Here is a 13,180-nt window from a genome sequence, read left to right on the forward strand (position 1 = left end):
CCTGACATCATCATTTGTTACTTATTTATCGGCAGCCGCCGCATAATCTTTAAAAAGATTATAGGTTAATCAGAATATTCCCATCCGTATCGACGGTTCCGCTTACCACCTGGCCCGATGTCATCCTGACCCGTGCATTCTGCGCGACCGCGGCATTGTTCAGCGCCTGGCCTTCACCGTTGACGCTAAAGCCGTCGCCGCTGGCAATCACCATCACCCGCTGCCCGGCTTTGATTCGCCAGGACTGGCGCAGCATCGACAGCTGTAACGGCTGTCCTGGCACCAGATCCCGCAGCGTGACGGCATTTTGCACCTGGTTTATATCCAGAATAGCCCGCGGTGGAAGCTGATCCAGCCTGCCGCGCTTCAGCGTAACGCTGCCCGGCTGCAGGGCGGCCCCCCGGGGGATGCTCCGGGACGCGACAACATAATCGCCCGTCGCCTGAACTGCAACCTGAATAAACCGTTTTTCATTGCCACATTGTGCCCTGACGCTGACGTTGCCCCACAGCTTTGTGTTGCCGGGGGCGCTGAATTCAGGCGTCTCGCAGGAGGGACGCATGTTGTCTGGCGTGCGGACCTGCACCGAAACCTCATCGCTAAATCCCGCCAGCCGCTGGGCAAAGAACGCCGTCAGTTGGGCATCGAGATCCTGTGCCTGCGAAAGGGCGCTCCACAGGAGCAGGGTTGCGGTCACACCACGTTTGAATGCCATATCGCCAGTTACCGTCGGTTTAATGATGAGCAGAATTCTACCTGTAGCGCATTGGCATCAACGCAATAAATAGCGACGCATTTTGCGCTTATTCCGTCGATGAAGGAGATGGGGTGAGATTTAAGCTATCCACTGAAATTTTGCCATCAGCGGAGGAGACATGCTCGATAAACTCGACGCCGCGCTACGTTTTCAGCAGGAAGCGCTCAACTTACGCGCCCAGCGTCAGGAGATTCTGGCCGCCAATATCGCAAACGCTGATACCCCCGGGTTTCAGGCGCGTGATATCGATTTTTCCAGTGAATTAAAGAAAGTGATGGAGCGCGGCCGGGCCGAAAATAGCGGTGTCGCCCTCGCGCTGACCTCTGCACGCCACATTCCCGCAGAGACCGTGACCACCCCGAATATCGATTTACTTTATCGCGTTCCCGATCAGCCATCCCTGGACGGCAACACTGTTGATATGGACCGCGAGCGTACGCAGTTCGCCGATAACAGCCTGAAGTACCAGATGGGACTGACCGTTCTCGGCGGGCAGATTAAAGGCATGATGAATGTACTGCAAGGAGGCAACTAATAATGGCCTTACTCAATATCTTTGATATCGCGGGTTCAGCGCTGACCGCGCAATCCAAACGTCTGAACGTGGCCGCCAGTAACATGGCGAACGCCGACAGCGTGGCCGGCCCGGACGGGCAACCCTACCGCGCCAAACAGGTTGTGTTTCAGGTGGATGCTGCACCGGGTGCACAAACCGGCGGGGTAAAAGTCGCCAGTGTGATTGAGAGCCAGGCACCGGACAAACTGGTGTACGAGCCGGGCAATCCGCTGGCTGACGCCAATGGCTACGTCAAGATGCCGAACGTGGATGTGGTCGGCGAGATGGTGAACACCATGTCAGCGTCCCGCAGCTACCAGGCCAACGTTGAAGTGCTGAACACCGTGAAGAGCATGATGCTTAAAACGCTCACTCTGGGCCAGTAAAGGAGAGATCAATGTCTATTGCCGTTAATGTAAATGACAGGTCAGCGACTACGGGTGTCTCCGGCACCACGGGCAGCAGCTCACTGACCGGAAGCAACGCTTCCGATCTGCAAAGCAGCTTTCTGACGCTGCTGGTTGCGCAGCTGAAAAACCAGGACCCGACCAACCCGATGCAGAACAACGAACTGACCACGCAGCTTGCGCAGATCAGTACGGTAAGCGGCATCGAGAAGCTCAACACCACCCTGGGTTCCATTTCCGGGCAGATCGACAGCAGCCAGTCGATGCAGGCCAGCACCCTGATTGGTCATGGCGTGATGATCCCGGGAACCACCGTTCTGGCGGGCAGCAGCACCACCGACGGCACCAGCACCACCTCCACCACGCCGTTTGGCGTTGAGCTGCAGCAGAGCGCCGACAAAGTGACCGCCACCATCACCGACAAGAACGGTGCGGTGGTTCGCACTATTGATATCGGCGAACTGAAAGCCGGTGTTCACACCTTTACCTGGGACGGCACGATGACCGATGGCAGCAGTGCGCCAAACGGTTCTTATAACGTGGCAATTTCCGCCAGCAGCGGCAGCACGCAGCTGGTGGCCCAGCCGCTGCAGTTCGCAATGGTGCAGGGCGTGATCCGCAGCAGCAGCGGTAACACGCTGGATCTCGGGACTTACGGTACAACTACGCTCGACGAAGTTCGGCAGATTATTTAAGCCTTAACCCTTATCAGGAGTAACAAATGGCCTTTTCACAAGCGGTCAGCGGCCTGAATGCTGCAGCCACTAACCTCGACGTCATTGGTAACAACATTGCCAACTCCGCGACCTATGGCTTTAAGTCCGGTAGCGCGTCGTTCGCAGACATGTTCGCCGGCTCCAAAGTGGGTCTGGGCGTAAAAGTTGCTGGTATCACCCAGGACTTCGCTGATGGTACCACCACCAACACCGGCCGTGGTCTGGACGTCGCGATCAGCCAGAACGGTTTCTTCCGTATGCTCGACAGCAACGGTTCCGTCTATTACAGCCGTAACGGCCAGTTCAGCCTGGACGAAAACCGCAACCTGGTGAACATGCAGGGTCTGCAGGTAACGGGTTATCCGGCTGGCGGCACCCCGCCAACGGTACAGACCGGCGCGAACCCGCAGCCGATCACCATTCCAAACAACCTGATGTCGGCAAAAGCGACCAGCACCGCGGCCCAGCAGATCAACCTGAACTCTACGGACAGCGTGCCGACCATTGCGTTTGACGTGACCAACGCCAACCCGGATTCAGACAGCTACAACAAGAAAGGCACCATCACCGTTTATGACAACCAGGGTAATGCCCACAACATGTATGTCTACTACGTGAAAACGGCAGACAACAAGTGGGATGTCTATTCACAGGATGGCAGCGTGGCGAACGGCAAGATCACCAAATCTGCCCAGATGAGCTTCGACAGCAACGGTAACCTGGAAGGCGTTTATAACTACACCGCCATGGGCACCACGCCGGAAACCTGGACGATGAGCGCCACGGCAAATGCCAACGCGTCTATCAACGTGACTACCGATCCGCTGAGCGGCGCGCTGCCGGTGACCTTCTCCCTGAGCTTCCTGAACTCCATGCAGCAGAACACCGGGGCGAACAACATCGTGGCCACCAACCAGAACGGCTACAAGCCGGGCGATCTGGTGAGCTATCAGATCAACGATGACGGCACTGTTGTGGGCAACTACTCCAACGAACAGAACCAGGTTCTGGGTCAGATCGTGCTGGCGAACTTCGCCAACAACGAAGGTCTGCAGTCCGAAGGTAACAACGTCTGGTCTGCCACGCAGTCCTCAGGCGTGGCGCTGCTGGGCACCGCCGGTTCCGGTAACTTCGGTACCCTGACCAACGGCGCGCTGGAAGCCTCCAACGTCGACCTGAGTAAAGAGCTGGTCAATATGATCGTCGCGCAGCGTAACTACCAGTCGAACGCGCAGACCATCAAAACCCAGGATCAGATCCTCAACACGCTGGTTAACCTCCGCTAAGTGGCTGACGGGATAGCTTAATGGATCACGCAATATATACCGCGATGGGCGCGGCCAGTCAGACGCTTAATCAGCAGGCCGTGACCGCCAGTAACCTGGCGAACGCCTCCACGCCGGGTTTTCGTGCGCAGCTGAACGCCATGCGCGCCGTGCCGGTGGAAGGGCTCTCCCTGCCAACGCGTACGCTGGTGACGGCGTCCACTCCTGGCGCCGATATGACGCCGGGGCAGATGGATTACACCTCGCGCCCGCTCGACGTGGCGCTGCAGCAGGACGGCTGGCTGGCGGTTGAGACCGCCGACGGCGGCGAAGGCTACACCCGTAACGGGAACATCCAGGTGGATTCGGTCGGGCAACTGACCATCCAGGGGCGTCCGGTTATTGGTGAAGGCGGCCCGATCACCGTGCCGGAAGGCTCGGAGATCACCATCGCGGCAGACGGCACCATCTCCGCCCTGAACCCGGGCGATCCGCCGAACACCGTGGCCCCGGTTGGCCGCCTGAAGCTGGTAAAAGCCGAAGGTTTCGAAGTGCAGCGTGGCGACGACGGCATGTTCCGTCTGACCCAGGCGGCGCAGGCTACCCGTGGCCCGACGTTGCAGGCCGACCCGAGCATTCGCGTCATGTCTGGCGTGCTGGAAGGCAGTAACGTTAAGCCGGTGGCCGCGATGACCGACATGATCGCCAGCGCACGCCGTTTTGAAATGCAGATGAAGGTGATCTCCAGCGTTGATGAAAACGCCGGTCGCGCCAACCAACTGCTGTCAATGAGTTAACAGGACTTCTTATGATCAGTTCTTTATGGATCGCGAAAACGGGTCTCGACGCGCAGCAAACCAATATGGACGTCATCGCCAACAACCTGGCGAACGTCAGCACCAACGGGTTTAAGCGCCAGCGTGCCGTTTTCGAAGATTTGCTTTATCAAACCATCCGCCAGCCAGGGGCGCAGTCGTCTGAACAGACCACGCTGCCTTCCGGCCTGCAGATCGGTACCGGTGTTCGCCCGGTGGCGACCGAGCGTCTGCACAGCCAGGGCAACCTGTCCCAGACCAACAACAGCAAAGACGTGGCGATCAAAGGCCAGGGCTTCTTCCAGGTTCAGCTCCCGGACGGCACCTCTGGCTACACCCGTGACGGTTCGTTCCAGGTGGATCAGAACGGCCAACTGGTGACCGCAGGCGGTTTCCAGGTGCAACCGGCGATCACCATTCCGGCGAACGCCCTGAGCATCACCATCGGGCGTGACGGGATCGTGAGCGTGACCCAGCAGGGCCAGGCCGCGCCGGTGCAGGTTGGCCAGCTTAACCTGACCACCTTCATGAACGACACCGGTCTGGAAAGCATCGGTGAGAACCTGTACATCGAAACCCAGTCCTCCGGTGCGCCGAACGAGAGCACGCCGGGTCTGAACGGTTCAGGTCTGCTGTATCAGGGGTATGTGGAAACCTCAAACGTCAACGTCGCGGAAGAGCTGGTAAATATGATCCAGGTGCAACGCGCGTACGAAATTAACAGTAAAGCAGTGTCGACGACCGACCAGATGCTGCAGAAACTGACGCAACTCTAAGGTGTAGTCCGGTGCGGTTCGCGCCGCACCGGCTCCCTGTTTTCGAAGATGAAGGCAATGCAAAAACACGCGGCGATTCGTTATCCGATAGTGACTCTCCTGGCCGTTACCCTCAGCGGTTGCGCCTGGGTTCCGTCTCAACCGTTGGTGCAGGGTGCGACTTCCGCCCAACCCATTCCTGGCCCGACCCCGGTAGTGAATGGCTCAATTTTCCAGACCGCGCAGCCGATTAACTACGGTTATCAGCCGCTGTTTGAAGACCGTCGCCCACGTAATATCGGCGATACGCTGACCATCCAGCTGCAGGAAAACGTCAGCGCCAGTAAGAGCTCGTCGGCGAATGCCAGCCGCGACGGGAAGACTAATTTTGGCTTCGACACCGTGCCACGCTACCTCGAAGGCCTCTTCGGTAACGCGCGTGCCGATGCCGAGGCGTCTGGCGGCAACTCCTTTAACGGAAAAGGCGGCGCCAATGCCAGCAACACCTTTAGCGGCACCCTGACGGTCACCGTCGACCAGGTGCTGGCGAACGGCAATTTACATGTCGTGGGTGAAAAACAGATCGCCATCAACCAGGGCACTGAGTTCATTCGCTTCTCCGGTGTGGTTAACCCTCGCACCATCAGCGGCTCCAACACCGTACCGTCCACTCAGGTGGCCGATGCGCGCATTGAGTATGTCGGCAACGGCTACATCAACGAAGCGCAGAATATGGGCTGGTTGCAGCGCTTCTTCCTTAACCTCTCACCGATGTAATCGAGGTGACCTATGTTTAAATCCCTCTTCGGATTCCTGCTGGTGCTGGTGGCAACCTGTGCCCAGGCCGACCGTATTCGCGATCTCACAAGCGTACAGGGCGTGCGGGAAAACTCACTGATCGGTTACGGTCTGGTGGTGGGGCTGGACGGTACGGGTGACCAGACCACCCAGACGCCGTTCACCACCCAGAGTCTGAACAACATGCTCTCCCAGCTCGGCATTACCGTGCCGGCAGGGACCAACATGCAGCTGAAAAACGTGGCGGCGGTTATGGTCACCGCCTCCTTCCCGGCATTCGCGCGCCAGGGGCAGACCATCGACGTGGTGGTCTCCTCCATGGGTAACGCCAAAAGCCTGCGTGGCGGTACCCTGCTGATGACCCCCCTGAAAGGGGTGGACAGCCAGGTCTATGCCCTGGCGCAGGGGAATATCCTCGTCGGCGGGGCAGGAGCCTCCGCGGGCGGCAGCAGCGTGCAGGTAAACCAGCTTAACGGTGGGCGTATTACTAACGGGGCCGTCATCGAGCGTGAGCTGCCGACCCAGTTCGGCACCGGCAACACCATCAACCTGCAACTGAACCAGGATGACTTCACCATGGCGCAGCAGATTGCGGACACCATCAACCGCGGCCGCGGCTTCGGCAGCGCCACCGCGCTGGATGCCCGCACCGTGCAGATCCGCGTCTCCAGCGGCGGCAGCAACCAGGTACGTCTGCTGGCAGATATCCAGAATATGGAAGTGAACGTCACGCCGCAGGACGCCAAAGTGATCATCAATTCCCGTACCGGCTCGGTGGTCATGAACCGCGAGGTGACGCTGGACAGCTGTGCCGTGGCGCAGGGCAACCTCTCCGTTACCGTTAACCGCTCGGCGAACGTCAGCCAGCCGGATACTCCGTTTGGCGGCGGTGAAACGGTGGTGACGCCGCAGACCCAGATTGATTTACGCCAGAGCGGCGGCTCGTTGCAGAGCGTGCGCTCCAGCGCCAACCTGAACAACGTGGTACGTGCCCTCAACGCCCTGGGCGCCACCCCGATGGATCTGATGTCGATTCTGCAGTCCATGCAGAGCGCGGGCTGTCTGCGCGCCAAACTGGAAATCATCTGATGCTGACCGATAGCAAACTGCTGAGCAGCGCGGCCTGGGATACCCAGTCGCTCAACGAACTGAAGTCCAAAGCGGGTAAAGATCCGGCGGGGAATATCCGTCCGGTGGCCCGCCAGGTCGAGGGAATGTTTGTCCAGATGATGCTGAAAAGCATGCGTGAAGCCCTGCCGAAAGACGGCATCTTCAGCAGCGACTCAACGCGTCTGTACACCAGCATGTATGACCAGCAGATTGCGCAGCAGATGACCGCCGGTAAAGGGCTCGGGCTTGCGGACGTGATCGTCAAGCAGATGGCGGCCGCCCAGGGCGTGCCGCCGGAAGATGCGCCGCAGCAGGTGCCGATGAAGTTCGATCTGGAAAAGGTGACCAGCTATCAAAATCAGGCCCTGACCCAGATGGTGCGTAAAGCGGTACCGAAGGCGCCTGAAAGTAACGATGAACCCCTCACCGGCGACAGCAAAGACTTCCTGGCGCAGCTCTCGCTGCCGGCGCGTCTTGCCAGCCAGCAGAGCGGGGTGCCGCATCACCTGATCCTCGCCCAGGCGGCGCTGGAGTCGGGCTGGGGGCAACGTCAGATCCGCCGCGAGAACGGCGAACCGAGCTTTAACATCTTCGGCGTCAAGGCGTCGGGAAGCTGGAAGGGGCCAACCACCGAGATCACCACCACCGAATATGAAAATGGCGAGGCGAAAAAGGTCAAAGCCAAATTCCGCGTGTACAGCTCGTATCTGGAGGCGCTTTCAGACTATGTCGGCCTGCTGAGTCGTAACCCGCGCTATGCGGCAGTGACCCAGGCCGCGACGGCAGAGCAGGGGGCGCAGGCGTTGCAGAATGCGGGCTACGCCACCGACCCGCAGTATGCCCGCAAGCTGACCAGCATGATTCAACAGCTGAAATCGATGGGTGAGAAAGTCAGCAAAGCCTACAGCAACGATATCGAAAATCTGTTCTGAAAGTTCTCAAGTCCGGCTGGAGACTGCCGATAATCTCCAGCAGGACTCGTGTCTGAAAGTATAAAAGGAACCCCCATGTCCAGTTTGATCAACAGCGCCATGAGTGGCCTCAGTGCGGCACAGGCTGCGCTGAATACCGCCAGTAATAACATTTCGAGCTACAACGTGACGGGCTATACCCGTCAGACGACGGTGCTGAGTGCCTCAAACAGCACGCTGACGGGCGGCGGTTGGGTTGGCAACGGCGTGTATGTCTCCGGGGTACAGCGCGAATATGATGCATTCATTACCAACCAGCTGCGCACCGCGCAGAACCAGAGCAGCGCCCTGACCACCCGCTACCAGCAGATGTCCAAAATCGACGACATTCTGTCTGGCAGCAGCAACAGCCTGGCCACCACCATGCAGGACTTCTTCAGCAGCCTGCAGACTCTGGTCAGCAACGCCGAAGATCCGGCTGCGCGCCAGACGGTGCTGGGCAAGGCCGATGGCCTGGTGAACCAGTTCAAGGTGAACGATCAGTATCTGCGCGATCAGGATAAGCAGATCAACACCGCGATCGGCACCAGCGTTGAGCAGATCAACAATTACGCCAAACAAATTGCCAACCTCAACGATCAGATTTCCCGTCTGACCGGCGTGGGCGCGGGCGCGTCCCCGAACAACCTGCTCGATCAGCGCGACCAGCTGGTGAGCGAGCTGAACCAGATCGTGGGCGTTGAAGTCTCCGTTCAGGACAGCGGCACCTATAACGTCTCCTTCGGTAACGGCTACAATCTGGTTCAGGGCAGCACCGCCAACCAGCTGGCGGCCGTGAAATCCAGCGCCGATCCGTCCCGTACTACGGTAGCCTTTGTTGACGGTACCTCGGGCCCGGTCGAGATCCCGGAAAAACTGCTGACCAGCGGTTCTCTGGGCGGCATGATGACCTTCCGCACCGAAGAGCTCGACGCGGCACGCAATACCCTCAACCAGCTGGCGCTCTCCTTCGCTAACGCAATGAATACCCAGCATGAAAAGGGTTATGACGTAGAAGGCAAAGCCGGCGGTAAATTATTTGATATCGGCGCGCCAGCGGTGTTGGCCAACAGCAAAAATACCGGTACGGCTGCCGTGTCCGCGACGGTCGATATGGACAACTTTTCCAAAGTGCAGGCGACTGATTACAAAATGGAGTTTGATGGCTCCAACTGGAAAATCACCCGCCTTTCCGATAAAACGACGGTCACTGCCACCGATGACGGTAACGGAAATCTCTCCTTCGATGGCCTGAAGGTTAACGTATCCGGCGCGGCGAAAAACAAAGACAGCTTTACCATCAAGCCTGTTGCTAATGCCATCGTGAATATGGACGTGGCGATCAGCGAAGAGGGAAAACTGGCGCTGGCCTCTGACCCTGATGGCGGTGAAAGTGATAACCGCAACGGCCAGGCGCTGCTGGATCTGCAGAACAGCAAAGTGGTCGGCGGCAACAAAACCTTTAACGATGCCTATGCCTCGCTGGTCAGTACCGTCGGCAGCAAAACCGCGACGCTGAAAACCAGCAGCACTACCCAGGCAAACGTGACGACGCAGCTGAGCAACCAGCAGCAGTCGATCTCCGGCGTTAACCTCGACGAAGAGTACGGCAACCTGCAGCGCTACCAGCAGTACTACCTGGCCAATGCCCAGGTGCTGCAAACCGCCAGCACGCTCTTCGACGCGTTAATTAATATTCGCTAAGGCTGAGGTGAACGATGCGTATTAGCACCCAGATGATGTACCAGCAGAACATGCGCGGGATCACCGATTCCCAGAGCAAGTGGCTGAGTTACGGTGAGCAGATGTCCACCGGCAAACGCGTTAACCGTCCGTCTGACGACCCCATTGCCGCGTCGCAGGCGGTGGTGCTGTCGCAGGCCCAGGCGCAGAACAGCCAGTTTACGCTGGCCCGCTCTTTTGCCTCCCAGCGAGTAGGGCTGGAGGAGAGCGTTTTGGGTCAGGTGACCACGGCGCTGCAATCAGCGCAGGATAAAATTGTCTATGCCGGTAACGGCTCCCTGAGTGACAACGACCGTAGCTCCATTGCTACCGACCTGCAGGGTATCCGCGATCAGTTGGTGAACCTGGCAAACAGCACCGACGGTAACGGACGCTATATTTTCGCCGGTTATAAAACGGACGCTGCAGCTTTCGACCAGGCCACGGGTACCTATAACGGCGGTGACACGCCTATCCGGCAGCAGGTTGATTCCGCGCGTAACATGCAGATCAGCCATACCGGCAGTGAAGTGTTTGAATCCTTCACCAGTAACGCAGCGCCAGAGCCGGACGGCTCAACCCCGGAAACCAATCTGTTCAAGATCCTGGATAATGCGATTGCAGCCCTGAAAACGCCGGTCAGCGGCGATCAGGACAAGACGGATCAGCTGAATCTGGATATCGATAAGGCCAACCGCGGTCTGCGTAACTCCCTTGATAACGTGCTGACCGTGCGCGCTGACCTGGGGACTAAGCTGACCGAACTCGATGCACTGGATACGCTGGGCAGCGATCGTGCGTTAGGCCAGACCCAGCAGATGAGCGATCTTATTGACGTAGACTGGAACGCTGCAATTTCGTCCTACACCATGCAGCAGGCGGCGCTTCAGGCATCCTATAAAGCGTTCAGCGATATGCAGGGTATGTCGCTGTTCCAGATGAATAAATAACTGACTTGACCTTTAGAGCATGGCTTGAAACTGGTTATGTTCTCTGTGCCCAATCCGTTTTGCGGATTGGGCATTTTTTTTCAGGAATTCTGCACGGCTGATGGGGTTGAGCGGACGTTCCCGGTCATACGGATAACCAGCGCCACACCGGCTGTCATCGTCGCCAGGGCAATCACGCCCGGCCAACCGGCCAGGGTATACAGCTGACTACCCAGCGCTGAACCCAACGCCATGCCGATAAACACGCCGGTGAAGAGCAGGGCGTTCAGGCGACCACGCGCCTGCGGCTCGAGGCTGTAAACCAGGTTCTGGTGGGCCACCAGGCTTGACTGCAGACCGAGATCAAAGCCCACGGCGGCAACGGCAATCAGGATCAGCTGGCCAAGTACGCCTAAAGCAGGCATTAAAAACATCAGGGCGAAGGAGACAGTCACCAGGGCGGCACCCAGTTGGGTGACTTTACCCGCACCCAGTTTATCCGCCAGACCACCCGCCAGCGGCGCGGCCAGGGCACCTGCGGCACCGGCAATACCGTATCCTCCGGCTACCGCACTGCCAAGCCCATAATGTTCCATCAGCATGACCGCCAGGGTCGACCAGAAGGCGCTAAAGGCAATGGAGAGGAAACCCTGAGCCAGCGCGGCGCGGCGCAGGGCCGGGTAGCGGCGCCACAGGTGCGCCATGGAACGCATCAGTTCCGGATAACGCAGGTTCGACGGCACCGCGAAACGGGGCAGAATGAACCACATCACGGCGGCGAGGATCGCAATGCTGCCCGCAGCCAGCTGATACATCACGCGCCAGCCAAAGGCTTCCCCTACCACGCCGCTCACCGTACGGGAGAGCAGGATCCCCAGCAACAGGCCGGTCATCACCGTACCGACGGTTTTGCCCTGTTTGCCCTGAGGCGCAAGAATTGCCGCAGCCGGGACGATATCCTGCGCCATGGTGGCGGTCATACCAATCAGCAGGCTGACCAGCAGCAGGGAGTGGATCTGCCCCGTCAGGCTACAGGCCAGAAGCAGCAGCGCCAGGGCGACGCTTTTCACCACTATCAGGGTGCGACGGTCGTAGCGATCGCCGAGCGGCAGCAGGAACAGGATCCCAAGTGCATAACCGGCCTGGGTGAGAGTTGGCACCATTCCCATCCCTTCAACGCTGAGATGCAAATCCGAGCCCATCAGCGGCAGCAGCGGCTGAGCATAATAGATGGCGGCGACGCTAAATCCTGCGCCGATGGCGAGGATAAAAATGACCCAGCGGCTGACGGCTGGGGTTAAGGAGCTGGTGTTCATATGCGATTCCTCATTTCGGGTGTGTCGCTATTCTTTATCAGCCCGCCTTGCGGTGGTAGCCAGCCCAGTGATAAAACACTTATACGTGTAACGTATAACCGTGACGATAATGAAACGTTCAGAACGTATAGACAGAGTAGAGTTAATGCGGACCTTTGTACGCATCGTCGAAACCGGCTCTCTCTCCGCTGCCGCCGTGCAGATGGCTACCAGCCAGGCCACAGTCAGCCGCCGACTGCAGTCGCTGGAGATGCTGCTCGGCGCGCGCCTGATCCTGCGAACAACCCATGCCATGAAGCTGACCGATGACGGCGAACGCTGCTATCAACATGCCCGGCGGGTGATCGACAGCTGGCATGCGCTGGAAGATGAAGTGGGGCAGACGGAAGATGAACCGGTGGGGGTGCTCCGGGTGAGGGCACCGCATGCCTTCGGTCAGGAGCAGTTGCTTGAACCACTCACGCAGTTTTTGCTGCGTTATCCCCGGCTGAACGTGGAGTGGATGCTCAACGATCGCTCGGCTGATTTTTTAAGCGACAATATCGACTGCGCTATTCGGGTCGGGGCGGAGATCGACCCGGCCACGGTGTCGGTCCTGCTGGCCGAAGTGCCGCGCTGCATTGTGGCATCCCCGGAATTGCTTGCACGCTTTACCCCTGTGGAGAAGCCCGAAGATCTCTCCGCGTTGCCCTGGGTGGCACTCAATACGTTTTATCGTCAGCATATTGAGCTGTTCAGCGCGGGGACATCACAACCGCTGCGGGTGGCTATCTCGCCGCGATTAAGTACCGACAGCCTGTACGTGGCGCGTAAAAGCGCACTCACCGGGCTGGGCGTTGCTGTGGTCTCGAGCTGGACGGTCGAAGCGGATATCCGCGAGGGCAGGCTGGTGCATCTCCTGCCGGACTGGCAGCCGGCCGCGCTGCCGGTTCATCTGGTCTACCCGTGGTCACGCTATTATCCGGCGCGACTGCGTCGTTTTCTGGAGATGATGAGAGAGGTGATGCCTGAAATTGCGGGAATGCGCAGGCCTGAGCAGATGCAATAAAAAAGCCGACCCGAAGGTCGGCTTTTACGCTTAAGC

General features: G+C 58.7%; 14 protein-coding genes. 12 read left to right on the forward strand and 2 right to left on the reverse strand.

The features are described 5' to 3' along the window. Positions 1 to 58: 58 nt before the first annotated feature. Positions 59 to 715 (reverse strand): flagellar basal body P-ring formation chaperone FlgA, encoded by a 657-nt coding sequence (flgA, locus tag ACOYA6_RS04375; protein WP_039028910.1) that lies wholly within the window; start codon positions 713 to 715, stop codon positions 59 to 61. 160 nt (positions 716 to 875) lie between these two features. Between flgA and flgB the strand changes: the two genes are divergently transcribed. The 11 genes from flgB to flgL all read left to right on the forward strand — a co-directional run bounded on the left by flgB (position 876) and on the right by flgL (position 10,801). Beyond that, positions 876 to 1,292 (forward strand): flagellar basal body rod protein FlgB, encoded by a 417-nt coding sequence (gene flgB / locus ACOYA6_RS04380; protein ID WP_039028911.1) that lies wholly within the window; start codon positions 876 to 878, stop codon positions 1,290 to 1,292. A gap of 2 nt (positions 1,293 to 1,294) precedes the next feature. Further along, positions 1,295 to 1,699, forward strand: coding sequence for a flagellar basal body rod protein FlgC (gene flgC / locus ACOYA6_RS04385; protein WP_039028912.1), 405 nt, complete (start codon positions 1,295 to 1,297; stop codon positions 1,697 to 1,699). Between the two features lie 11 nt (positions 1,700 to 1,710). Beyond that, positions 1,711 to 2,415, forward strand: a complete 705-nt coding sequence (flgD, locus tag ACOYA6_RS04390) for a flagellar hook assembly protein FlgD (RefSeq protein WP_039028913.1) — start codon at positions 1,711 to 1,713, stop codon at positions 2,413 to 2,415. A 26-nt stretch (positions 2,416 to 2,441) separates the two neighbouring features. Further along, complete coding sequence (gene flgE / locus ACOYA6_RS04395; RefSeq protein WP_039028914.1) at positions 2,442 to 3,722, forward strand: flagellar hook protein FlgE; 1,281 nt, start codon at positions 2,442 to 2,444, stop codon at positions 3,720 to 3,722. Positions 3,723 to 3,742: 20 nt separating this feature from the next. Next, entirely contained in the window at positions 3,743 to 4,498 is a 756-nt protein-coding gene (locus ACOYA6_RS04400) for a flagellar basal body rod protein FlgF (RefSeq protein ID WP_039028915.1), read from the forward strand. Between the two features lie 11 nt (positions 4,499 to 4,509). Beyond that, on the forward strand, positions 4,510 to 5,292 hold the full coding sequence (gene flgG / locus ACOYA6_RS04405; protein ID WP_039028916.1) for a flagellar basal-body rod protein FlgG: 783 nt from the start codon (positions 4,510 to 4,512) through the stop codon (positions 5,290 to 5,292). A gap of 57 nt (positions 5,293 to 5,349) precedes the next feature. Further along, positions 5,350 to 6,048 carry a flagellar basal body L-ring protein FlgH gene (gene flgH / locus ACOYA6_RS04410; protein WP_039028917.1) on the forward strand — a complete coding sequence of 233 codons (699 nt, stop codon included), beginning with the start codon at positions 5,350 to 5,352 and terminating at the stop codon, positions 6,046 to 6,048. 12 nt (positions 6,049 to 6,060) lie between these two features. Further along, on the forward strand, positions 6,061 to 7,158 hold the full coding sequence (locus tag ACOYA6_RS04415) for a flagellar basal body P-ring protein FlgI (RefSeq protein WP_138368630.1): 1,098 nt from the start codon (positions 6,061 to 6,063) through the stop codon (positions 7,156 to 7,158). Next, positions 7,158 to 8,111 (forward strand): flagellar assembly peptidoglycan hydrolase FlgJ, encoded by a 954-nt coding sequence (gene flgJ / locus ACOYA6_RS04420; protein ID WP_039028919.1) that lies wholly within the window; start codon positions 7,158 to 7,160, stop codon positions 8,109 to 8,111. The genes ACOYA6_RS04415 and flgJ overlap by 1 nt, the downstream gene beginning before the upstream one ends. A 75-nt stretch (positions 8,112 to 8,186) precedes the next feature. After that, positions 8,187 to 9,833, forward strand: coding sequence for a flagellar hook-associated protein FlgK (gene flgK / locus ACOYA6_RS04425; RefSeq protein ID WP_138368631.1), 1,647 nt, complete (start codon positions 8,187 to 8,189; stop codon positions 9,831 to 9,833). Positions 9,834 to 9,847: 14 nt separating this feature from the next. Next, positions 9,848 to 10,801 (forward strand): flagellar hook-associated protein FlgL, encoded by a 954-nt coding sequence (gene flgL / locus ACOYA6_RS04430; RefSeq protein ID WP_039028921.1) that lies wholly within the window; start codon positions 9,848 to 9,850, stop codon positions 10,799 to 10,801. Between the two features lie 80 nt (positions 10,802 to 10,881). Here the strand turns inward: flgL and ACOYA6_RS04435 are convergent, their stop codons facing one another. Beyond that, entirely contained in the window at positions 10,882 to 12,096 is a 1,215-nt protein-coding gene (locus ACOYA6_RS04435; RefSeq protein ID WP_039028922.1) for an MFS transporter, read from the reverse strand. A 109-nt stretch (positions 12,097 to 12,205) separates the two neighbouring features. On the opposite strand from ACOYA6_RS04435, the gene ACOYA6_RS04440 reads away from it, so the two are divergent. Next, positions 12,206 to 13,144, forward strand: coding sequence for a LysR family transcriptional regulator (locus ACOYA6_RS04440; RefSeq protein WP_039028923.1), 939 nt, complete (start codon positions 12,206 to 12,208; stop codon positions 13,142 to 13,144). Positions 13,145 to 13,180 lie beyond the last annotated feature (36 nt).

The organism is Leclercia barmai (assembly GCF_049312895.1).
GTDB classification, from domain to species: domain Bacteria; phylum Pseudomonadota; class Gammaproteobacteria; order Enterobacterales; family Enterobacteriaceae; genus Enterobacter; species Enterobacter barmai.